General features: G+C 68.9%; 23 protein-coding genes. 11 read left to right on the top strand and 12 right to left on the bottom strand.

Translation table 11 applies throughout. The features are described 5' to 3' along the window. Positions 1–119 precede the first annotated feature (119 nt). A complete protein-coding gene (locus GON01_RS10605; RefSeq protein ID WP_181600042.1) occupies positions 120–809 on the top strand; it encodes a Crp/Fnr family transcriptional regulator in 690 nt (229 codons plus the stop codon). Here GON01_RS10605 and GON01_RS10600 read toward each other — a convergent pair. The 10 genes from GON01_RS10600 to GON01_RS10555 are packed head-to-tail and all read right to left on the bottom strand — an operon-like array spanning position 806 to position 7,880. After that, positions 806–1,606, bottom strand: coding sequence for a TrmH family RNA methyltransferase (locus GON01_RS10600; protein WP_309503465.1), 801 nt, complete (start codon positions 1,604–1,606; stop codon positions 806–808). The genes GON01_RS10605 and GON01_RS10600 overlap by 4 nt on opposite strands. Further along, positions 1,606–1,878: an HPr family phosphocarrier protein gene (locus GON01_RS10595; RefSeq protein ID WP_157027335.1), complete on the bottom strand. Its 273-nt coding sequence runs from the start codon at positions 1,876–1,878 to the stop codon at positions 1,606–1,608. The genes GON01_RS10600 and GON01_RS10595 overlap by 1 nt, the downstream gene beginning before the upstream one ends. Continuing rightward, positions 1,875–2,279, bottom strand: a complete 405-nt coding sequence (locus tag GON01_RS10590) for a PTS sugar transporter subunit IIA (RefSeq protein ID WP_157027334.1) — start codon at positions 2,277–2,279, stop codon at positions 1,875–1,877. Before GON01_RS10590 ends, GON01_RS10595 begins: the two co-directional genes overlap by 4 nt. Positions 2,280–2,296: 17 nt before the next feature. Beyond that, positions 2,297–3,238, bottom strand: coding sequence for an RNase adapter RapZ (gene rapZ, locus GON01_RS10585; RefSeq protein WP_157027333.1), 942 nt, complete (start codon positions 3,236–3,238; stop codon positions 2,297–2,299). After that, on the bottom strand, positions 3,220–3,633 hold the full coding sequence (locus GON01_RS10580; RefSeq protein WP_157027332.1) for an HPr kinase/phosphorylase: 414 nt from the start codon (positions 3,631–3,633) through the stop codon (positions 3,220–3,222). Before GON01_RS10580 ends, rapZ begins: the two co-directional genes overlap by 19 nt. Positions 3,634–3,635: 2 nt before the next feature. Next, positions 3,636–5,195 (bottom strand): sensor histidine kinase, encoded by a 1,560-nt coding sequence (locus tag GON01_RS10575; protein ID WP_157027331.1) that lies wholly within the window; start codon positions 5,193–5,195, stop codon positions 3,636–3,638. After that, positions 5,164–5,868, bottom strand: coding sequence for a response regulator transcription factor (locus GON01_RS10570; protein WP_157027330.1), 705 nt, complete (start codon positions 5,866–5,868; stop codon positions 5,164–5,166). Before GON01_RS10570 ends, GON01_RS10575 begins: the two co-directional genes overlap by 32 nt. Positions 5,869–5,905: 37 nt before the next feature. Continuing rightward, on the bottom strand, positions 5,906–6,454 hold the full coding sequence (locus GON01_RS10565; protein WP_157027329.1) for an SEL1-like repeat protein: 549 nt from the start codon (positions 6,452–6,454) through the stop codon (positions 5,906–5,908). Continuing rightward, on the bottom strand, positions 6,451–6,900 hold the full coding sequence (locus tag GON01_RS10560; protein WP_157027328.1) for an NfeD family protein: 450 nt from the start codon (positions 6,898–6,900) through the stop codon (positions 6,451–6,453). Before GON01_RS10560 ends, GON01_RS10565 begins: the two co-directional genes overlap by 4 nt. Next, entirely contained in the window at positions 6,900–7,880 is a 981-nt protein-coding gene (locus GON01_RS10555) for an SPFH domain-containing protein (RefSeq protein WP_157027327.1), read from the bottom strand. The genes GON01_RS10560 and GON01_RS10555 overlap by 1 nt, the downstream gene beginning before the upstream one ends. A gap of 136 nt (positions 7,881–8,016) precedes the next feature. Between GON01_RS10555 and guaB the strand changes: the two genes are divergently transcribed. The 9 genes from guaB to GON01_RS10510 all read left to right on the top strand — a co-directional run bounded on the left by guaB (position 8,017) and on the right by GON01_RS10510 (position 17,311). After that, entirely contained in the window at positions 8,017–9,474 is a 1,458-nt protein-coding gene (guaB, locus tag GON01_RS10550; RefSeq protein WP_157027326.1) for an IMP dehydrogenase, read from the top strand. Between the two features lie 9 nt (positions 9,475–9,483). After that, positions 9,484–10,656 (top strand): RsmB/NOP family class I SAM-dependent RNA methyltransferase, encoded by a 1,173-nt coding sequence (locus GON01_RS10545; protein ID WP_181600041.1) that lies wholly within the window; start codon positions 9,484–9,486, stop codon positions 10,654–10,656. A 31-nt stretch (positions 10,657–10,687) separates the two neighbouring features. Beyond that, positions 10,688–11,212 (top strand): tetratricopeptide repeat protein, encoded by a 525-nt coding sequence (locus GON01_RS10540; RefSeq protein WP_157027325.1) that lies wholly within the window; start codon positions 10,688–10,690, stop codon positions 11,210–11,212. 18 nt (positions 11,213–11,230) lie between these two features. After that, positions 11,231–13,624 (top strand): hybrid sensor histidine kinase/response regulator, encoded by a 2,394-nt coding sequence (locus GON01_RS10535; RefSeq protein ID WP_157027324.1) that lies wholly within the window; start codon positions 11,231–11,233, stop codon positions 13,622–13,624. A gap of 43 nt (positions 13,625–13,667) precedes the next feature. Then, positions 13,668–14,027: a response regulator gene (locus tag GON01_RS10530; protein WP_157027323.1), complete on the top strand. Its 360-nt coding sequence runs from the start codon at positions 13,668–13,670 to the stop codon at positions 14,025–14,027. 13 nt (positions 14,028–14,040) lie between these two features. Continuing rightward, positions 14,041–14,739, top strand: a complete 699-nt coding sequence (locus GON01_RS10525) for a DNA alkylation repair protein (protein ID WP_157027322.1) — start codon at positions 14,041–14,043, stop codon at positions 14,737–14,739. 85 nt (positions 14,740–14,824) lie between these two features. Beyond that, positions 14,825–15,901 carry a recombinase RecA gene (gene recA, locus GON01_RS10520; RefSeq protein ID WP_157027321.1) on the top strand — a complete coding sequence of 359 codons (1,077 nt, stop codon included), beginning with the start codon at positions 14,825–14,827 and terminating at the stop codon, positions 15,899–15,901. A gap of 158 nt (positions 15,902–16,059) precedes the next feature. Further along, positions 16,060–16,686, top strand: a complete 627-nt coding sequence (locus tag GON01_RS10515; protein WP_157027320.1) for a glutathione S-transferase family protein — start codon at positions 16,060–16,062, stop codon at positions 16,684–16,686. Further along, positions 16,679–17,311 carry a GNAT family N-acetyltransferase gene (locus tag GON01_RS10510; protein WP_157027319.1) on the top strand — a complete coding sequence of 211 codons (633 nt, stop codon included), beginning with the start codon at positions 16,679–16,681 and terminating at the stop codon, positions 17,309–17,311. Before GON01_RS10515 ends, GON01_RS10510 begins: the two co-directional genes overlap by 8 nt. Here the strand turns inward: GON01_RS10510 and GON01_RS10505 are convergent. Both GON01_RS10505 and GON01_RS10500 read right to left on the bottom strand, forming a co-directional pair. Continuing rightward, positions 17,308–17,952: a LysE family translocator gene (locus GON01_RS10505; RefSeq protein WP_157027318.1), complete on the bottom strand. Its 645-nt coding sequence runs from the start codon at positions 17,950–17,952 to the stop codon at positions 17,308–17,310. The genes GON01_RS10510 and GON01_RS10505 overlap by 4 nt on opposite strands. A gap of 1 nt (position 17,953) precedes the next feature. Then, positions 17,954–19,255 carry a dicarboxylate/amino acid:cation symporter gene (locus GON01_RS10500; protein WP_181600040.1) on the bottom strand — a complete coding sequence of 434 codons (1,302 nt, stop codon included), beginning with the start codon at positions 19,253–19,255 and terminating at the stop codon, positions 17,954–17,956. A 99-nt stretch (positions 19,256–19,354) separates the two neighbouring features. Here GON01_RS10500 and GON01_RS10495 point away from each other — a divergent pair, with 99 nt between their 5' ends. Then, positions 19,355–20,602, top strand: coding sequence for a M24 family metallopeptidase (locus GON01_RS10495; protein ID WP_157027317.1), 1,248 nt, complete (start codon positions 19,355–19,357; stop codon positions 20,600–20,602).

The raw sequence follows: 20,602 nt of genomic DNA, 5'->3' as shown, positions 1-20,602 counted from the left end.
TGTTTCCGCCGTGTATGCGAGCAAGCGGCGCCGGTGGCAAGCGGCTCCGAAACGGTCCCGCCGCATATTGTCAGTCGAATCGGCCTTGGCGCATAAGGCGGACTGGCGCAGGAGGGGCTATGGACGTCGACGGCGGATGGGAACTGGCCTGGGCGACCGGCCACCTGCAATATCTGCTGCTGGTCGTGGCGATGCTGCCGGCGCGGCTGACGCGCGTGCGCATCGGCGTATCGGCGGCGGCGGTGATGGGCATTCTCGCCAGCGGCGTGTTCTCGTTCCAGCCGGCTGCGCTGTTCTGGAACGTGCTGCTGCTGCTCGTGAACGCGGTGCTGCTGCTGCAGTTCGTGCGCAGCAATGCCGCGGTGCGCTTCGGTCCCGACGAGGAGCCGATGCTGACGACGCTGCTGAAGGGGCTGCCGCGCGCCCGTGCCCGTCATTTCCTGGATCAAGGCTTCTGGCTGACGGGCCAGGCCGGCGAGGCGCTGATCCGGGAAGGCGAGCCGGTCACGCACCTTTTCTATCTGGCGAGCGGCGACGCCAGGGTGACGAATGGCGGCAAGCAGGTCGGGCGGCTCGGGACCGGCGACCTGATCGGCGAAGTGACTGTGCTTTCGGGCGAGACCGCCAGCGCGACGGTCACGCTCGACACGGCGGCGCGGATGTGGTGCGCGCCCGCCCAGTCGCTGCGCCTCTACCTCGACGCGCACCATGACGTCCGCCACGCGGTCGAGCAGAGCTTCGCCGCGGCGCTCCGCCACAAGCTCCAGGAAATGAACCGCGCCGTGGCGGAAGCGGGCGGGCTGCGTTAGCGCGGCCGCCGCTGGTTCAGGACCTCATAGGCCATCACCGCGGTGGCGATCGCGGCATTCAGGCTGTCCGCCTTGCCGCGCATCGGCATCTTCACCAGTAGGTCGCATTGGTTTTCATAGGGCGCCGGCAGCCCCTGCGCCTCGTTGCCGACCAGGATGAAGGTCGGCGCCTGGTAGCGCGTTGCCTGATAGTCGGTGTCGGTCCTGAGGCTCGTGCCGACCAGCTGCGCGGGCCCCTGCCGGAGCCAGGCGACGAACTCCTCCCAGCGCGCGGCGGCGATCGTCTGGGTGAACAGTGCCCCCATGCTCGCGCGCACCGCCTCGACAGAGAACGGATCGACGCAGTCGTCGACCAGGATCAGCCCGCCACCGCCGACCGCGTCGCTGGTCCTGAGGATCGTGCCGAGATTGCCCGGATCGCGGAGCGCCTGGGCGACGATCCATATTCCGGAGCGCGTGCGGTCGATCGCGGCCAGCGGCGTCAGCCGGTCGCGATAGACGCCGACCAGCGTCTGCGGATTCTCCTTGCCCGACAGCTTGGAGAGAATGTCGGCATTGGTCTCGATCACGTCGCCGCCGGCCGCTTCGGTTTCCGCGATCAGGCCGCGCGCGAGCGGATGACCAGCCCCTTCCGGCGCGAAGAACAGGATTTCGGGAAGCGCTCCGGCCGCACGCGCCTCGGTCAGGATGCGCAGCCCTTCGGCCAGGAACAGGCCTTCGCGCCTGCGGTGCTTCTTATCGCGCAGGCTGCGGACGCGCTTGACCGTTTCGTTCGAGAAGCCGGTGATCTGGCGCACTAGTCTTCGCCGAATTTATTCTCGACCAGCCCGGCCAGCTGCGCGACGGCGTCCTCGGCGCCGTCCCCGCTCGCGCTGATCTCGATCTGGTCGCCCATCGCGGCACCCAGCATCATCAGCCCCATGATCGACGTGCCGGTCACGCTCGCCCCGTCCTTGCGGACCTCCACCCGGGCCGGCAGGCCGCTGGCGAGCGTGACGAATTTGGCGCTGGCGCGGGCGTGGAGGCCCCGTTTGTTGGCGATGAAGACGGTCCGGCTGACCTCGGTCATGCGGCCTCGCCGAGCACTTCCGACGCGACCGAGATGTATTTGCGCCCGGCCTCGCGCGCGGCGGCGACCGCATCCTTGACGCTCATCGTCCGGCGCGCGCCTTCCAGGCGGATCAGCATCGGCAGATTGATGCCCGCGATCACTTCCACCTTGCCGGGTTGCATCAGCGAGATGGCGAGGTTGGAGGGCGTGCCTCCGAACAGGTCCGTCAGCACGATCACGCCACGGCCGGCCTCGACCTTGCGGATCGCCGTCGCGATGTCGCCGCGACGCATCTCCATGTCGTCGTCAGGGCCGATGCAGATCGCCTCGACGGCGGATTGGGGCCCGACGACATGCTCCATCGCGACCACGAATTCTGCGGCGAGCCGTCCGTGGGTCACCAGCACAAGTCCGATCATTGCAATCTCAAAATCCTTCAGCGAGCCCGGGTATGAGCCCGGATCTCTTCGACCGCGTCGCGTGGCGCGGTGGCGAGGTCGCGATGCGTAACCGTGGGCGAAAATCCCGCCTCGCGCAACCGGCGAGCGACCCGTTCGGCGACATGGACGGAGCGGTGTCTCCCTCCGGTACAGCCGAACGCCACAGTCACATAGGCCTTCCCCTCGCTGGCATAGCGGGGCAGGAGAGTGAGCAGCAACTCCTCGATCTGCGCCACTGCCGCCTCATAGGCGGGGTCCTCGGCAATATAGTCGCCCACCGCCGAATCGAGGCCGGTCATCGGCTTCAGCTCGCGGTCCCAGTGCGGGTTGCGCAGGAATCGCATGTCGAACACCAGGTCGGCATTGCGCGGCAGTCCGCGCGCGAAGCCGAACGACGTGACGGTCAGCACCGTCTCCGGCCCGGTCTCCTCGCCGAAGCGGGTCCGCAGGTCGTTCTGCAACTCGGCACGGCTGAGTTGGGTGGTATCGACCAGATAGTCGGCCGCCTGCCGCAAGGGCGCGAGCAATTCGCGCTCCCGCATGATGCCGTCGCTTGCGGGGCGATCGAGCGCAAGCGGATGCGGTCGACGCGTCTCGTCGTAGCGGCGCTCCAGCTCCGCGCCCGAGCAGTCGAGGAATAGCGTCGCCACGTCATAATGCGCGCGCTGGCGGAGCTTCGCGATCCGGCGCGCGACGCCGGCGGCCTCGAACCCGCGCGTGCGGCTGTCGATCCCGATCGCAAGCGGCCGCTTGTCGGCGCCTTCGACCGGAGGCGTGTCGAGCAGCCGGTCGAGCAGCTTCAGCGGCAGGTTGTCGACGACTTCCCAGCCCAGGTCCTCGAGCGTGTTGAGCGCCGTCGACTTGCCCGCGCCCGACATGCCGGTCACCAGCAGGATGCGCTCGGGATCGAGCCGCTCGCTCACGGCTCCAGGCCCCATTGGCGCAGCGCCAGCTCGGCCTTGATCGGCGCGGACGGCTCGAAGGGATCGAGCGCGACCACCGGCACGGCGATTCCGCAAAGCGTCCGGGCGCGCGGCTCGGGCATGCGTTCGGCGGGGGCGCCGAGTTGGATCAGCAGGGACACGGGCATGGCAGTGCGATGCGGCATAGCCATGATTCCCAGGCCGCGCACCTCGATTTGACCGGCGATGGTCGCCGGTGCCGACGCGATCAGCTGTCCGTCTTCGGCGCTCAGCACCACCTGGTCGTCGCTGACCAGCGCCGCGCCGCGATCGATCAACCGGAGGGCGAGGTCCGACTTGCCGGCGCCCGAGTCCCCGGCGATCAGCACCGCGCGGCCGCCGACCGCGACACAGCTGGCGTGGAACAACATGCTCACCGCTCCCCGGCCGCGGGCAGCCGCAGGATGAAGGCGGCACCGGCGGGCCGCTCGTCCCGGGTCTCCACCTCCAGCGTGCCGCCATGCCCGTCGGCGATCGCGCGCGCGATGGCCAGACCTAGGCCCGAATGGCTGGCATCCTCATCGGATCGCACGCTGGTGAACCGGCGGAAGATCGATTCGCGGAGCTCGGCAGGAACCCCCGGCCCCTCGTCCTCTACGCGGACGATCACTTCGGGGCCGGAGCGGGTCGCGGTGATCTGGACCAGCCCGCCCGGCGGCGAGAAGGATATGGCATTGTCGAGCAGGTTCTCGACGATGCGGGCCAGGCGGAATTCGTCGCCGCGCACGACCGCCGTGTCCACCCGCGGCCGCGCGAAGGCGACCTGGACGCCGCGCGGATTGGGACCGCGCATTTCCCGCGCGCGCACGATCGTCTCGATCACCCGTCCCAGGTCGATCCCTTCGAACCGCGCGCGCGACAGTTCGGCGTCGAGGCGGGACGCCTCGGCGATATCGGTGATCAGCCGGTCGAGCCGGCGGACATCGTCCTGGATGATCGCCATCAGCTGCGCACGCTGCTCGGGATCGGATACACGCTGCAGCGCGTCGGCGGCCGACCGGAGCGAGGCGAGCGGGTTCTTCAGCTCGTGCGTCACGTCGGCGGCGAAGGCGTCGGTCGCGTCGATCCGGTGCCTGAGCGCCTGCGTCATGTCGCTCAGCGCCTGGGCGAGCGAGCCGATCTCGTCGCGTCGGCGGGGCAGGCGCGGAACGGTGACTTCGCGGTCGCGGCCCAGGCGGACGCGCACCGCCGCGCGCGCCAGCCGGCGGAGCGGCCGCACGATCGTCCGCGCGAGGAAGAAGGAAAGCGCGACCGACAGGGCCGCCACGACCAGCAGCAGCAGTCCGACCCGGAACCGCTCGGCGCGGACGATCCGGGTGACGTCGCGCGCGTTGGTCGTCATCAGCAGCGCGCCGTTCCCGGCCGGCGCCGCGGCGGTGATCATGAAGGTGCGGTCCGGCGCGAAGCTCTCGGCGCCGACCGGCCTGCCGGCGCGCAGGGCCTCGCGCAGCTCCGGCCATGCGGCGGCGCGATCCGGCTCCGGCTCGACATAATCGTGCGGCGTGCGAGCACGGGCGACGAAATCGATGGCGCGGTCGAGGAAGCGGGCCGCGTGGCGCTGCCAGGCTTCCTCCGCCGGGTCGCGAAGCGTGTAGTTCGCCCCGGAAATGCGCCAGCTGTCGACCCGCAGCGCGCCGTCGGGCCCATAGAGCCGCAGCCGCGTGCCGGTCTTGCGCGCCATCCGCGACAGCATCGCCGGCACCTCGGCCGGCGGCGCAATCGCAAGCGCCTCGTCGACAAGGCTCAGTTCCCGGACCGCGCGGGCGATGCGGAAGTCGATCAGCCGCGCGCGATAGGTTTCCAGGTAGAAGAAGCCGCCGGCCAGCACCGCCAGCGCGAACACGTTGACCGCCAGGATGCGCGTGGTCAGCGAGACGCGGCCCGACCAGCGGATCGGCGGTTCAACCCTCGGCGAATCGGTATCCGGCGCCATACAGCGTCTCGATGCCATCGAATTGCGGGTCGACCTGGCGGAATTTGCGCCGCAGCCGCTTGATGTGGCTGTCGATGGTCCGGTCGTCGACATAGACGTCGTCATGATAGGCGGCGTCCATCAGCTGGTTGCGCGACTTGACCACCCCGGGCCGCTGGGCGAGCGATTCGAGGATCAGGAATTCGGTGACGGTCAGCGTCACGTCCTTGCCCATCCAGGTGACGCGGTGGCGTGCCGGGTCCATTTCCAGATGGCCACGCACCAACGGCTCGCCGACAGTCGCGTCGTTTGCCGCCTGCGGCTTGCTGAGCTCGACCCGGCGCAGGATCGCGCGGATGCGGGCGATCAGCAGCCGCTGCGAAAAGGGCTTCGAGATATAGTCGTCGGCACCCAGCGCGAGGCCGAGCGCTTCGTCCAGCTCGTCGTCCTTCGAGGTCAGGAAGATCACCGGCAGCGCGCTTTTCTCGCGCAGCCGCCGCAGCAGCTCCAACCCGTCCATCCGCGGCATCTTGATGTCGCACACCGCGATGTCGGGGGGATTGTCGAGCAGCGCCTTCAGCGCCGCCTCCCCGTCCGAATAGAGACGCGTGACGAAGCCTTCGGACTGCAGCGCGATCGAAAGCGAGGTCAGGATGTTGCGGTCGTCGTCGACCAGCGCGATCGTGGCGGCCATCCGCGCTAGGTAGAGAATGCCGGGCGAAGCGGCAATGTCATGTCTTTGGCAGCCGCTCCAGATAGGCGGCTGCCGGCGCGTAGCCGTTCTTCGCCAGCTTCCGGAGAATCGAATATCCCTTGCGCGGCGACGGCTTGGCCGCGCGCCCTTCGATGTGCATCAGCGCCCGCCGGTAGGCGGCTTCGGGCAGCCCTGGAACATCAGGGCCCATGCGCATCGGTATCGTTCGTCCCGGCGATTTTCCGACACCCGGCGTATAGATGTAGATGGTCCCGAACTTTGTGGCGGCCGCAGAGACGTACAGGTCCTCCGCCCGCTCGACATCCCTGGCGATACCGTCGCCACTTTCCAGCCGCTTGGCCAGCTCCAGCAGCATCGGCTTGTCCCCGCGCGCGGCCCAGCAGGCGACGTCCTCGGTGCTCAGCCGCTCCTTGATGCGGGCGACGATCAGCGCGACATCGCCGCTCGCATCGGCCACCAGCACTGCGATCTGGCGCGCCCGGGGGTCGGGGCAGGCGGACCGCTTCGCAACGGCGGGGCTCGCGCCCGCCAGCAGCAGGATCAGCGCAAGCAGGCGCCCGGTCACTCGATCGCCTTGACCGGCCGCACCACCAGGGCGCCGTCCTCCTGGCCGACCACGCGCATGCAGGCCCCGGCCGGGGCATCGGGGCCGCGCACGTTCCACTCGCTGTCGCCGACGCGTGCGCGGCCGTGGCCGTTGACGATCGCGCGGGTCAGCTCGACCGTCTCGCCGACCAGCCGCGCCGCGCGGTCGTTGAGCAGCGGGTCGGCGGACGGGATAGGGTTCGCCGAGTACCATCGCCGGCCGCCCAAAGTCGCCGCCACCGCCGTCACCGCAAAGATCGCGAGCTGCGCGGCGAAAGGCGGGTCCGCGGCGAAAGTGATCAAGCCGGTGATCGCGGCGGCCATCGCCACCCAGATCAGGAACACGCCGGGCAGCAGCAGCTCGGCCGTGCCCAGGATCACGGCAAGGATCAGCCAGAACCAATAGGCGTCGAAGTCCAGCGGCATCAGGCTTGCCCCTCGAACGGTCCCTTGCGCGGTCGCTCGATCGCCGGCGCGGCGGTGGGCGGCGGCACCGCCTCGCGGCCAAGCGCCTCGCGCGCGATCTCGCCGATGCCGCCCAACGTGCCGATCAGCTGCGTCGCCTCGACCGGGAACAGGATGGTCTTGGCGTTCGACGAGTCCGCGAACCTCCCGACCGCCTCCACATATTTCTGCGCGACGAAATAGTTGATCGCCTGCGCGCTGCCGGTCTCGATCGCGTCGCTGACCATCTTGGTGGCCTTGGCTTCGGCCTCGGCCGCGCGCTCGCGGCCTTCGGCGTCGCGGAATGCGGCTTCGCGCCGCCCTTCGGCCTGCAGGATCTGCGACTGCTTCTCGCCCTCGGCGCGCAGGATCTCGGACGCGCGCAGCCCTTCGGCCTCGAGAATGGCCGCGCGCTTTTCGCGCTCCGCCTTCATCTGCCGCGCCATCGCGTTCGAGATGTCGGCGGGCGGGCGGATATCCTTGATTTCGACGCGCGTGATCTTGACGCCCCAGGGACTGGTCGCATGATCGACCACGGACAGCAGCCGCGCATTGATCTCGTCGCGCTTCGACAGCAGCTCGTCCAGGTCCATCGATCCCATGACGGTGCGCAGGTTGGTCGTCGTCAGCTGCATGATCGCGGTATAGAGGTCGGAGACTTCGTAGGCCGCCTTGGCCGGGTCGAGCACCTGGAAGAACACGACGCCGTCGACCGCCACCATCGCATTGTCCTTGGTGATGATCTCCTGGCCCGGAATATCGAGCACCTGCTCCATCATGTTCACCCGGCGGCCGACCCGGTAGAAGAACGCCGGGTAGAAATTGAATCCCGGCTTTGCGACGGTCACGAAGCGGCCGAAATGTTCGATCGTATATTCATAGCCCTGGCGGACGACCTTCACGCTGGTTGCGAGGTAGAACAGCACCAGGACGAGAACGAAGAAAGCGGCGGTAACGGCCATATTTTCCTCCCCAAGGCGGCGATGATGCGACGCATTCAGAGCAGGTTCCAGCGGAATCGTGCGTCGCCGCCCTAGCCGAAGGGCCCACGCGCGGTTACATGGCCCGCCAACCTTCGACTCGGGAGCCTTGGCACGCATGGACATCGAACTCGGTCTCACCTTCGACGATGTCCTGCTGAAACCCGCCGAATCCGAAGTTCTGCCCAGCGCCGCCGACACGCGGACCAGGCTGACCCGCGACATTTCGCTGAACATTCCGATCCTGTCCTCCGCGATGGACACGGTGACCGAGGCCGAAATGGCGATCGTGATGGCGCAGCTGGGCGGCATCGGCGTGCTTCACCGCAACCTCTCGGTCGAGGAGCAGGCGGCAGCGGTCCGGCAGGTCAAGCGCTTCGAATCCGGCATGGTCGTCAACCCGATCACGATCGCCCCAGCCGCCACGCTTGCTGAGGCGCAGGCGCTGATGGCGGAGAACCGCATTTCCGGCATTCCGGTGGTTGAGGCATCCGGCAAGCTGGTCGGCATCCTCACCAACCGCGACGTCCGTTTCGCGGAGAACCCGAAGCAGCCGGTTTCCGAGCTGATGACGCGCGACAACCTTGCGACCGTCACTGCCGATTTCAGCCAGGACGAGGCGCGGCGCATTCTCCATCAGCGGCGCATCGAGAAATTGCTGGTCGTCGACGACGCCTATCGCTGCGTTGGCCTGATCACCGTCAAGGATATTGAGAAGGCGGTGCTGCACCCCAACGCGACCAAGGATGCGAGCGGCAGGCTGCGCGTCGCCGGCGCGACCACGGTCGGCGATGCGGGCTTCGAGCGCACCGAGGCGCTGCTCGATGCCGGCTGCGACCTGATCGTGATCGACACGGCGCACGGCCATTCCAAGATGGTGGCCCAATCGGTCTCGCGAGTCCGCAAGCTTTCGAACGCGGTGCAGATCGTCGCCGGCAATGTCGCGACCGCGGAAGCGACGCGGGCGCTGATCGACGCCGGCGCGGACGCGGTGAAGGTGGGCATCGGCCCCGGATCGATCTGCACGACCCGCGTCGTCGCGGGGGTCGGCGTGCCGCAGCTCTCCGCAATCATGGATTCGGCGAAGGAAGCCGCGAAGTCGGGCGTGCCGGTCATCGCCGACGGGGGACTCCGCACGTCGGGCGACATCGCCAAGGCGCTGGCGGCGGGCGCGTCCAGCGTGATGGTCGGATCGCTGCTCGCCGGCACCGCCGAGGCGCCCGGCGAGACGTTCCTGTACCAGGGCCGCACCTACAAGGCCTATCGCGGCATGGGCTCGGTCGGCGCGATGGCGCGCGGCTCGGCGGACCGCTATTTCCAGCAGGACATCAAGGACCAGCTGAAGCTCGTGCCCGAAGGGATCGAGGGGCAGGTGCCTTACAAAGGCCCCGTCAAGGACGTGATCCACCAGCTGGTCGGCGGGGTGAAGGCGGCGATGGGCTATACCGGCTCGCGCACGATCGCGGACCTGCAGACACGCGCCCGCTTCGTGCGCATCACCAATGCCGGCCTTCGCGAAAGCCATGTCCATGACGTCAGCATCACCCGCGAGGCGCCCAATTACCCGACGCAGTGATGGCCTGACGTGACCCCGGCTGCCCGCCTGCAATCGGCGATCGAGCTGCTCGACGCGATCATCGCCGCCGCGTGCGATGCCGGGCCCGCCGCGGACACCGTCATCGCGGGCTATTTCAAGGCGCGCCGCTATGCCGGCTCGGGTGACCGGCGCGCGATCCGGGAGCTCGTCTATCGCGCGATCCGGCGTGCCGGCGAGCGGCCCGAGAGCGGTCGCGCGGCGCTGTTCGGCCTCGCCGGCGAGGATGCTTCCGTCCGCCCGTTGTTCGACGGTTCCCCGCACGGGCCGGCGCCAATCGTTCCGGGCGAACCGGCGACCCCGCCTTCGCTTGCGCCCGCCTGGCTGGCGCCGAAGCTGGGCCATGTCAACGTCGCGGCGCTGCTGGAACGGGCGCCGCTCGACCTGCGCGTCAACACGCTGAAGGCCAGCCGCGACGACGTGCTGGACGAATTGCCCGGTGCGATGCCGACCCGGTTCGCGCCTCATGGCGCGCGCCTGGCCGAGCCGTTGCCGATCGAGCAGCACCCGCTTTGGCGGGACGGCGCGGTCGAGGTCCAGGACGAAGGCAGTCAGCTGATCGCGCTCGCCTGCCGCGCCGCTGCCGGCCAGACCATCGTCGACCTCTGTGCGGGGGCGGGCGGCAAGACACTGGCGCTGGCCGCCGCCATGGGCGGGGAAGGGCGGCTGGTCGCCTGCGATACCGATCGCGCGCGCCTGTCCCGGCTGCCGCCGCGCGCCGAGCGGGCCGGCGCGACGAACATTGAAACGCGCCTGCTCGACCCCGGGCGCGAGGCGGAGGCGCTGGGCGACCTCGCCGGGGCCGCCGATTGCGTGCTGGTCGACGCGCCCTGTTCCGGCACCGGTACCTGGCGGCGCAACCCGGAAGCGCGCTGGCGGCTGACGCCCGACCGGCTGGCGCGGCTGACGGCGCTGCAGGCCCGGCTGGTCGCGCTCGCGGCAACGCTTGTCCGCCCGGGCGGTCGCCTTATCTACGCCGTCTGCTCATTGCTCGACGAGGAAGGCGCGGACCGGATGGCGGCGTTTCTCGATGCGCATCCGGATTGGCGCGCCGGCCGGCGGTTCCCCGGGCCGGGGACGGATCGCGGCGCCGGTGTGCTGCTGTCGCCGGGCGCGGACGGCACCGATGGCTTTTTCGTCGCGAGCGTGGAAAGCCCGTGCTAGAAGGCGCACAAGGATTGTTGGAGAGGTTCTGATGCGTTTCGTGCCCGTCGCTCTTGCCGCCGCTCTTGGCATCGCCGCCGTATCCACGGTCGTGGTCGCGCAAAAGCCCGACGCGCAGATCGATCCGCGCTCGACGATGATCGTCGAGCAGGCGCGTGCGGCGCAGCGGGCCGGCAATCTGGAACAGGCCAACGACCTGCTGGAAAGCGCGCTGGCGGTCGACCCGAAGAACCGCGCGGCCTTTACCGCGCTGGCCGAGATCGCGAAGGCGCAGGGCCTGCTGGGCAAGGCGATCCGCTTCTATCGCGAGGCGCTGGAGCTTGACCCTAACGACGTGGCGGCGCTGGCCGGCCAGGGCGACGCGCTCGTCCAGAAGGGCGCGGTCACCAAGGCGCGCGAGAATCTCGCCAAGCTGAAGCGGCTCTGCACCGGTGCCTGCCCCGAGGAAGCGCGGCTCGCCGCCGTGATCGAGAGGGGGCCGCCGCAGGCGGTCCTGTCGGCGCAGGCCAAGGTGCCGGCGCCGGGCGAGGAGCAGAAGACGCGCAAGCCCGAATAATCGGCCTGATCGGTCGAGATGGCGACCCGCGCCCATCCCCCCTTGTTGAGTGACGGCGCGCATGCGCCGGAGTCGTCGCCTGGGCTGCTCGCCGCGGTGGCGGTGGCGGCGCTGCTGTCGGGCGCACTGATCTTCCTGCTGCTGGGCAGCGCGGCGCTGGCGATCGGCTTCGGCTGCGGCGCCGCGGCGGTGGGCGGCCTGTTCCTCTTCTCGCGGGCGAATGCCGCGGTCGCGCCGGCGGAGCGGTCGGTCCAGGACTGGGCGCTGACGCGCGCAGCCATCGAAAGCGAGTCGGTTGCGGTTGCCGTGACCGATCGGGAAGGGCGGCTGGTCTGCGCGAACCATCTTTACGGCAGCTGGTTTCAGGGTTTCCGCGCGCCGGGCGAGCTGTGGCTGCCCAACAGCGCGACCGCGCCGCTGCTCGGGGCCGAGCAGGCGGCGTGGCGCGACGGCTCGGCTGCGATCGACCGGCTGCAGCGCGAGGCCGGACAGCTTCGGGTCGAGGTGGAGCGGGCAGGCACCGGCGAAGCCTATCTGGTCTGGCGATTCCGCCCCGTTTCCAGCGTCGACCTTGTCAACGAGGCGCGGCGGCTGATCGGCTCGGCGGCCGGCGAGCGGCTCGGCGAGGCCGGCATCATGGGCGTGCTGATCGGTTCCGATGCCCGCATCCGCGCCGGCAACCGTGCCTTCGCGCTTCGTGCCACCGGCTCCGCTGATGCGGCGATCGAGGGCCGCGACCTCGCCACCATGCTGACGATCGACAAGCATGGGTTGATCCGCTTCGAGCGCGAAGGGCCGACCGGGGGGCCGGTGCGGCTGCTGCAGGTGCCGCTCGATCCGGACGAGCGGGGTGGCTCGACGCTGGTCTTCCTGATCGACGACGACGGCGCGCCTCGGCTCGGCGAAGGTAGCGCCTCCAGCCATATCCAGACCTTGCTTTCGATGCTGCCGCTGGGTTTCGCGCTCGCGGACCGCGACGGCCGGCTGCTGTTCCTGAACGACGCCTTCGCGCGCGCGGCGGGGCTCGAGGCCGGCGCGCATCCGGTCTATCCGGGCGACCTGGTGGTGCGGGAGGACAAGGCCGCGGTCGCCGATACCGTGCGCCGTTTCGCCTCCGGCCCGCCGATGTCCGGCGACATCGCGGTGCGGCTGCAGGCGCGTCCCGACGAGCCGATCGCGCTGTCGATCGCCGGCGCGCGCGGGCTGGGCGAAGCGGCGGTGCTGCTGTCGCTGAAGGACAATGCCGAGGAATCGAAGCTGAAGCGCCAGGTCGCGCAGGCGACCAAGATGCAGGCGGTCGGCCAGCTCGCCGGCGGCGTCGCCCATGACTTCAACAACATCCTGACCGCGATCATCGGCCATTGCGACCTGATGCTGATGCGCCACACGCCAGGCGACAGCGATTATGACGACATCCAGCAGATCCGCGCCAACTCGAACCGCGCCGCGAGCCTGACCCGCCAGCTGCTGGCTTTCTCGCGCCAGCAGACGCTGCGCCCGCAATTGCTGCAGCTGCCCGACGTCGTCTCGGAAGTGTTCAACCTGCTGAAGCGGTTGCTGGGCGAGACGGTGACGCTGAACGTCAAGCATGGCCGCAATCTGGGTCCGGTCCGCGCCGATCCGGGGCAGCTCGAGCAGGTTATCGTCAATCTCGCGGTCAACGCCCGCGACGCGATGCCCGAGGGCGGCACGCTGACGCTCCAGACCTTCGCCGTCTCCGCGGCCGAAGTGCGGCGGATGAAAAGCGACATAATGCCGAGCATCGACTATACCGCGCTCAGCATCACCGACACCGGCACCGGCATCCCGACCGAGCTGCTGCCGAAGATCTTCGAGCCCTTCTTCACGACCAAGGAAGTCGGCAAGGGCACCGGCCTCGGCCTTTCCACCGTGTACGGCATCGTCAAGCAGTCGAACGGCTTCATCTTCGCCGATTCGGTGGTGGGCGAGGGGACCAGCTTCGTCATCTACCTGCCGGTATACAAGGCGGAGACCAGGCCGGAGGCCGCGCCCGTCCAGCCGAAGGAGCGACCGGCCGAGCTGTGGGGCAGCGGCACCATCCTGCTGGTCGAGGACGAAGCGATGGTCCGCGCCGTCGCCGAGCGCGCGCTGACTCGCCAGGGCTACAAGGTCGTGACCGCCGGCAATGGCGAGGAAGCGCTCGAATGCCTTGAGGCGGGTGAGAGCTTCGACCTGCTGATCTCCGACGTCGTGATGCCGACGATGGACGGGCCGACGCTGGTCCGTCATGCCCGAGTCAAATATCCGGAGCTGCCGATCCTGTTCATGTCCGGCTATGCCGAGGAGCAGCTACGCAAGTCGATCGACATCGAGCGGGTCGCGTTCCTGCCCAAGCCCTTTTCGGTCCAGCAGCTGGCGGAGGCCGCGCGGGCTGCGCTGGCGGCGAAATGATTTTTCTTTGCGTTGAACTGTTTGCCGCGATATCGGCGGCGCCATGAGCGTGGGGCCCTCGATCCTCGTCGTCGAAGACGAACCGCTGATCTCGATGATGCTGGAGGATTTCCTCGATGCGCTCGGCTACCGGCTGGCCGGCGCCGTCGACGGTGTGTCCGAAGCGATGCGGCATGTCGAAGCCGGCGGCTTCGACGCGGCCCTGCTCGACGTGAACCTGCGGGACGGCGAGACGTCATGGCCGATCGCCGACGCGCTCAGCCAGCGTGGCCACCCCTTCGTTCTGGCGACGGGCGGCGGCAACGATGCGGTGCCCGAGCGGCACGCCGGCGTTCCGGTGCTCAGCAAGCCCTACACGCTGGACGGCGTCCGCGAGGCCTTCGAATCGCTGCTGAACGGCTGAGCCGCCGGGCGCGATGAGCGGCATCGCGGACCAGCTGCTGAATGAACTGAAAGCCGCCGCCGATCCGTCCCGCGCGCCGGCGATGCAGGCCTATATGAAATCGCCAATGCCCTATCTGGGTGTGTCCGCCGTGCCGTTGCGGGCTGTATGCAGGCGCGTGTTCGGCGGCCTCCGCTATCGGTCAGCCGAAGACTGGCGTGCGGACGTGATGGCGATGTGGCACGGCGCGCGCTTTCGCGAGCAGCGTTACGCCGCGATCGAGCTCACCGGCATCGCCGCCGCTCGCCCGTTCCAGCGCATCGGCTCGCTGGCGCTGTATGAGGATATGGTGCTGACCGGCGCCTGGTGGGACTATGTCGACCCGATCGCGACGCAGCGGCTCTGGGCCATTCTCCGGAACGATCCGGCGCCAATGAAACAGGCCATGCTCGACTGGGCGCGAAGCCCCGACCTGTGGAAACGGCGCAGCGCCATTCTCTGCCAGCTCCACGCGAAGGCCGCGACCGATCTGGAGCTCCTCCACGCCTGCATCGGACCGTCGCTCGATTCGCGTGAGTTCTTTCTGCGCAAGGCGATCGGCTGGGCCTTGCGCCAATACGCCCGCACCGATCCGCGCGAGGTTCGCCGCTATGTTGCGGCGCATGGCGATCGCCTCAGCACTCTCAGCCGGCGCGAGGCGCTGAAGCGTATCGGGGCGGCCGATGCCGCCTAGAAGTTCCGCTCTTGTTCTTGCGGAACAAATGGGATACGAAGCTCTCCGTTGAACGCGTTCGGCGTTCCGCTTAGGGAGGCTTTGCATGGCGGCGCAGCTCAAGATCGTCGATTCCGACAAGACGGGGAATATGGACAGGCAAAAGGCTCTCGAAGCGGCTTTGGCGCAGATCGATCGCGCGTTCGGCAAGGGCTCGGCGATGAAGCTGGGCAGCCGCGAGACGATGCAGGTGGAGGCGATTTCGACCGGGTCGCTGGGGCTCGACATCGCATTGGGCGTCGGCGGTCTGCCGCGCGGCCGCGTGATCGAAGTTTATGGCCCGGAATCGTCGGGCAAGACCACGCTCGCGCTGCACGTGATCGCGGAAGCGCAGCGCAATGGCGGCACGGCGGCGTTCGTCGATGCCGAGCACGCACTCGATCCGGTTTACGCTAAGAAGCTGGGCGTCGACATCGACGAGCTGATCGTGTCGCAGCCCGATACCGGCGAGCAGGCGCTGGAGATCACCGACACGCTGGTGCGCTCGAATGCGATCGACGTGCTGGTGGTCGATTCGGTCGCGGCGCTGGTGCCGCGGGCCGAGATCGAGGGTGAGATGGGCGACAGCCATGTCGGCCTTCAGGCTCGGCTGATGTCGCAGTCGCTGCGCAAGCTGACCGGCTCGATCAGCCGCTCGCGCTGCATGGTCATCTTCATCAACCAGCTGCGCATGAAGATCGGCGTGATGTACGGCAATCCGGAGACGACGACCGGCGGCAACGCGCTCAAATTCTACGCGTCCGTCCGCCTCGACATCCGCCGCACCGGCCAGATCAAGGACCGCGACGACATCGTCGGCAACACCACGCGCGTGAAGGTCGTCAAGAACAAGGTCGCGCCGCCGTTCAAGCAGGTCGAATTCGACATCATGTACGGCGAGGGCATCTCGAAGATCGGCGAGATTCTCGACCTCGGCGTCAAGGCCGGGCTGGTCGAGAAATCGGGTGCCTGGTTCAGCTATGATTCTATCCGTATCGGCCAGGGCCGCGAAAACGCGAAGCAGTATCTCCGCGACAATCCGGAACTGGCCGACCGCCTCGAAAAAGCGATCCGCGGCAAGACCGACGACGTCGCCGAAGCGCTGATGGTCAATCCGGGCGCGGACGATTCCGACGACATGTGACCAGGGGGGAGGCGCGCGTTGCGCGCCTCTATTTGGCTCACACGGAGACACGAGGAGCACGAAGGACGGGCTCGATCCTCTGTGTGTTTTCGTGTGAGCCAATTCATCATTCCCGCTCGCGCGGAAGTCGGATTAGAGTGGCGCGAAAAGGGAGCGCCATGCCGATCATCGTCCACCATCTCGAGAACAGCCGGTCGCAGCGAATCCTCTGGATGCTGGAGGAGCTGGAGCTTCCCTACGAGGTGAAGCGCTACGAGCGGAACCCGAGGACGATGCTGGCGCCGCCCGAGCTCAAGCAGGTGCACCCGCTCGGCAAGTCGCCTGTGATCCAGGACGGCGACACGGTCGTCGCGGAAACGGGGGCGATCGTCGAGTATCTGGTCGAGAAGGCCGACGGCCGGCTCGGCCCGCCGCCGCACCGGGACGCGATCCTGCGCTACCGCTTCTACCTTCATTACGCCGAGGGCTCGCTGATGCCGCCGCTGCTGGTCAAGTTGGTGCTGGGCCGCGTGCCGGTGTTCGGCAAGGCGGCGCAGAAGCGCATCCAGCCGATGATCGACAATCACCTGGGCTTCGTCGAGCGCGAGCTCGCCGGCCGCGACTGGTTCGTCGGCGACGGCTTGACCGCCGCCGACATCATGATGAGCTTCCCGCTCGAGGCCGCCCGGCAGCGCGCCGGCCTCGACGCATCGCGGCCGAACACCATCGCCTGGCTCGACCGCATCCACGCGCGGCCCGCTTATGCCCGCGCGCTCGAACGCGGCGGTCCCTACGCCTATGCCTGAAGCGGGGGCCGACCCCGCGCTCGTCGCCGCCTGGCTGGCGGCTCGCTCGATCAGCCGGGGGCTTCCCCTGCCGGTGCCCGACCATGGCGGCCTGCGCGTGGAGACGCGGAGCGACACGGAATCGCGCCGCCACGTGTTCGCGCGGCCGGCGCCCGGCCTTGCCGATCTCGGCCGCGCGATCGACGATCCGCTCGCCGTCCTGAAGCTCTGCGCGCCGCCGGAGCTTATGGCGCACCTGCTCCCGTCGCGCTGGTCCGTCGAGCGAACCGGCAGCCTGATGACGTGCGACAGCCTCATGCCGCTGCGGCCGGTGCCAGCCGGTTACCGCCTGGACCTGCGCCCCGATTCAGGCGCCGTGCGCGGACTCATCCGGGCGGCGGATAACATGGTCGCCGCTTCGGGCCATGCGGTCGAGCGAGACGGCGTGTTCGCCTTCGACCGCATCGTCACCGAAGGGCCGCACCGCCGCCGCGGGTTGGGCGCGGCCCTGATGGTCGGCCTGGCCGGGGCACGCGCCGATCCGGCAAGCCGCTTCGTGCTCGTCGCCACCGCGGAAGGCCGCGCGCTGTACGAATCGCTGGGCTGGCAGGTCCTGACGCCTTATTCGACGGCGCGGCTGGGCTAGCGCCGCTCCGCGAGCGCGAGCTGCACCGCCAGGCCGCCGAGCAATGTCGCCGCGGCCCAGCGTGCCGCCCGCGCGAACCAGCGGATTCGGCCGAGCCTTGCTGCCGCTCCGGCCGCGCCGACGCCGATCAACGCGTTCACCAGCGTGCCGATAAGGTTGAACCATAAGCCCAGGCAGAGGATCTGCAGCGCCGGCACCCGCGCGGCCGGGTCGACGAATTGCGGCAGGAAGGCGAGGAAGAACAGCGCCACTTTAGGGTTCGTGAGATTGACCAGCACCGCGGACCGGAACAGCCGGTGCGCGGGCACCGGCGCCGCGCCCGCGTCCCGGCCGCCTCGCACCAGCGAGACCGCTACGTAGAGCAGATAGGCGGCACCGATCAGCTTCAGCGCGTCGAACAGCGTCTCCGACGCCATTAGCAGCGCCGACAGGCCCAGCACGGCGGCAAGGATATGCGCGAACGTGCCGACGCCGATCCCCAAGGCGGCGATCACGCCCGCCCGCCGACCGCCGCGCGCACCCGCCGTGATCACGAACGTCATGTCGGCGCCGGGGACGATGTTCAGCGCGAGGCCAGCGAGCGCGAAGGCGGCGAAGCGCGGCCAGTCCGGCAGCAGCTCGTAACCGCCGATGTCGAGCATCTCAGCCCCAATTCTCCGCCGGCGGCGTGTCGGTGCGGCCGGACGGGGCGGGCGCCGGCTCGATCTCCGGCGGCGCCTCCGGATCGAGCTCGCCTTCCCAGCGCGCCACGACCACGCTCGCCACCGCGTTGCCGACCACGTTGGTGGCCGATCGCCCCATGTCGAGGAAATGGTCGATTGCCAGGATCAGCAGCAGCCCGGCTTCGGGCAGGTTGAACTGCGCCAGCGTCGCCGCGATTACGACAAGGCTCGCGCGCGGCACGCCGGCAATGCCCTTGGACGTGATCATCAGCGTCAGCAGCATCGCGATCTGCGTGCCGAGGTCGAGGTGGATGCCGTAGGCTTGAGCAATGAACAGTGACGCGAACGTCATGTACATCATCGATCCGTCCAGGTTGAACGAATAGCCGAGCGGCAGCACGAAGCTGGAGATGCGCGGCGGCGCGCCGAACCGGTCGAGCGCCTCCAGCGTGCGCGGAAAGGCGGCTTCCGACGACGCGGTCGAGAAAGCGACCAGGATCGGCTCGCGGATGTAGCGGAACAGCCGGCCCGCGCGCCGCCCGATCACCAGGAAGGCGAGCAGCCCCAGGAATACCCAGAGCAGGGCCAGGCCCAGATAGACGCTGCCCATGAAATAGGCGAGCTTGCCGATCACGCCGGGCCCTTCCTCGGCCAGCGTCGCCGCCACCGCCGCGAACACGGCGTAGGGCGCGAAGCGCATCACATAGTCGGTCACGCGCAGCATCACCGCGACCAGTCCTTCGGCCGCCTTCACCAGCGGCGCCGCGCGCTCGCCGACGGACGTGATCGCGACGCCGAAGAAGACGGCGAAAACGACGATCTGCAGGATCTCGTTGGTCGCCATCGCGTCGATGATCGAGGTCGGGAAGATATGGGTGATGATCTTCGCGACGTCGAAGGCGCTCCGGTCGATGCCGCTGCTCTCGGTCGCGGGCGGCAGCGGCAGGTTCAGCGCGGCGCCCGGCTGCAGGATGTGCGACAGGATCAGGCCCAGGGTCAGCGACATCAGGCTGGCGCTCAGGAACCAGCCGACCGACTTGAGGCCGACGCGACCCAGCGCCGCGGTGTCGCCCATATGCGCGATGCCGACGACGAGCGTGCCGAACACCAGGGGCGCGATGATCATCTTGATCATGTGCAGGAACACGGTGGTGACGATCGAAAGATAGCCGGCGATCGCCTTCAGCTGCGCCTGGTCCGCGATCGACGCGTTCAGCACCCAGCCGACGACGATGCCGAGCACCAGGCCGGCGAGAATCATGTAGGTCAGTCGTTTGGCCACGCAGCGGTTCCCCTCTTTCGCGCCCGTGTGAAGGCGATCCGCGCGCGCCGGTCAAGCGCTGCCGTTGACAGCCGTGCATTCGGGCCCGACGAAAGGACCATGAACCGCCGCCAGCTCCTCCAGACCGCCGGCCTGCTTGGCCTTTCCACCCTGCTGCCGTCGATGGCCTTCGCCGCCGAGATCGACACGTCCGACCTGAAGAACATGACCGGCGACATCGTCCCGATCGGCCGCGAGGAGCGGTCGGCCAGGCTGGCGCGCGCGCAGGAGCTGATGCGGCGGAACGGGCTTTCGGCGGTGGTGATCGAGCCGGGCTCGTCACTGATCTACTTCACCGGCGTGCGCTGGTGGCGCAGCGAACGGCTGACGGCGGCCGTGCTCCCGGTCTCGGGCGAACCGCTGATCGTCACGCCTTTCTTCGAGCGGCCCTCGGTGCAGGAAACGCTCGGCATCCCGGCCGAAATCCGGGTCTGGCAGGAGGATGAAAGCCCGACCGCGGTGATCGCGAAATGGCTGAAGGAACGCCGCCTCGATCGCGGCCCGATCGGGATCGAGGAGACGGTGCGCTTCTTCGCCAGCGACGGGCTCGGCGCGCTGCTGTCGGGGGTCCGGCTGGTTTCCGCCAATCCGGTCGTGCGCGGTTGCCGGATGCACAAGACGGCGGCCGAGATCGCGCTGATGCAGAAGGCGAACGACATAACCATCGCCGCGATCCGCTGGACGGCGCCGCGGATCAGGGAAGGCATGACTCGCGACCAGGTGGCGGCGATGATCGTCGCCGCCACCCAGGCGCTGGGCGGCAGTGCCGACGGCGCGCTGGTGCTGCTCGGCGAAGCGGCCGCCTATCCACACGGCTCCGGCAAGCCGCAATTCGTCCGCGAAGGGGAGGTCGTGTTGATCGACTGCGGCTGCACCGTCGACGGCTACGCGTCCGACATCAGCCGCACCTTGGTCTTCGGCAAGGTGCCGGCGGACGTGCGCCGCGTGTTCGACACCGTGGCCGAAGGGCAGCGCGTGGCGATGCGGGCCGCCCGGCTCGGCACGCCCGCCGGCAAGGTCGACGATGCCGTCCGCGCCTTTTACGAGCGCGAAGGCTATGGCCCCGGCTACAAGCTCCCGGGCCTGTCGCACCGCACCGGCCACGGCATCGGCATGGACGGGCACGAGCCGGTCAACCTGGTCCATGGCGAGACCACGCCGCTGGCGGTCGGCATGTGCTTCTCGAACGAGCCGGGCCTCTACCTGCCGGGCAAATTCGGCGTGCGGCTGGAGGATTGCTTCCACATGACGCCGGCGGGCCCGAAATTCTTCAGCGAGCCGCCGTCGAGCATCGACCAGCCGGTGTGA

Source organism: Sphingomonas horti (genome assembly GCF_009753715.1).
GTDB lineage: Bacteria > Pseudomonadota > Alphaproteobacteria > Sphingomonadales > Sphingomonadaceae > Sphingomonas_B > Sphingomonas_B horti.
Note: the sequence above shows the minus strand (reverse complement) of the source record. Positions and strands in the feature narration are given on the sequence as shown.

What these genes read in the sequence shown, in the direction of transcription:
- GON01_RS10605 (WP_181600042.1), top strand. Translation starts at nt 120, where the DNA reads ATGGACGTCGACGGCGGATGGGAACTGGCCTGGGCGACCGGCCACCTG.
- GON01_RS10595 (WP_157027335.1), bottom strand. Translation starts at nt 1,878, where the DNA reads ATGACCGAGGTCAGCCGGACCGTCTTCATCGCCAACAAACGGGGCCTC.
- GON01_RS10590 (WP_157027334.1), bottom strand. Translation starts at nt 2,279, where the DNA reads ATGATCGGACTTGTGCTGGTGACCCACGGACGGCTCGCCGCAGAATTC.
- rapZ (WP_157027333.1), bottom strand. Translation starts at nt 3,238, where the DNA reads ATGGGGCCTGGAGCCGTGAGCGAGCGGCTCGATCCCGAGCGCATCCTG.
- GON01_RS10580 (WP_157027332.1), bottom strand. Translation starts at nt 3,633, where the DNA reads ATGTTGTTCCACGCCAGCTGTGTCGCGGTCGGCGGCCGCGCGGTGCTG.
- GON01_RS10575 (WP_157027331.1), bottom strand. Translation starts at nt 5,195, where the DNA reads ATGGCGCCGGATACCGATTCGCCGAGGGTTGAACCGCCGATCCGCTGG.
- GON01_RS10570 (WP_157027330.1), bottom strand. Translation starts at nt 5,868, where the DNA reads ATGGCCGCCACGATCGCGCTGGTCGACGACGACCGCAACATCCTGACC.
- GON01_RS10560 (WP_157027328.1), bottom strand. Translation starts at nt 6,900, where the DNA reads ATGCCGCTGGACTTCGACGCCTATTGGTTCTGGCTGATCCTTGCCGTG.
- GON01_RS10555 (WP_157027327.1), bottom strand. Translation starts at nt 7,880, where the DNA reads ATGGCCGTTACCGCCGCTTTCTTCGTTCTCGTCCTGGTGCTGTTCTAC.
- guaB (WP_157027326.1), top strand. Translation starts at nt 8,017, where the DNA reads ATGGACATCGAACTCGGTCTCACCTTCGACGATGTCCTGCTGAAACCC.
- GON01_RS10540 (WP_157027325.1), top strand. Translation starts at nt 10,688, where the DNA reads ATGCGTTTCGTGCCCGTCGCTCTTGCCGCCGCTCTTGGCATCGCCGCC.
- GON01_RS10535 (WP_157027324.1), top strand. Translation starts at nt 11,231, where the DNA reads ATGGCGACCCGCGCCCATCCCCCCTTGTTGAGTGACGGCGCGCATGCG.
- GON01_RS10530 (WP_157027323.1), top strand. Translation starts at nt 13,668, where the DNA reads ATGAGCGTGGGGCCCTCGATCCTCGTCGTCGAAGACGAACCGCTGATC.
- GON01_RS10525 (WP_157027322.1), top strand. Translation starts at nt 14,041, where the DNA reads ATGAGCGGCATCGCGGACCAGCTGCTGAATGAACTGAAAGCCGCCGCC.
- recA (WP_157027321.1), top strand. Translation starts at nt 14,825, where the DNA reads ATGGCGGCGCAGCTCAAGATCGTCGATTCCGACAAGACGGGGAATATG.
- GON01_RS10515 (WP_157027320.1), top strand. Translation starts at nt 16,060, where the DNA reads ATGCCGATCATCGTCCACCATCTCGAGAACAGCCGGTCGCAGCGAATC.
- GON01_RS10510 (WP_157027319.1), top strand. Translation starts at nt 16,679, where the DNA reads ATGCCTGAAGCGGGGGCCGACCCCGCGCTCGTCGCCGCCTGGCTGGCG.
- GON01_RS10505 (WP_157027318.1), bottom strand. Translation starts at nt 17,952, where the DNA reads ATGCTCGACATCGGCGGTTACGAGCTGCTGCCGGACTGGCCGCGCTTC.
- GON01_RS10495 (WP_157027317.1), top strand. Translation starts at nt 19,355, where the DNA reads ATGAACCGCCGCCAGCTCCTCCAGACCGCCGGCCTGCTTGGCCTTTCC.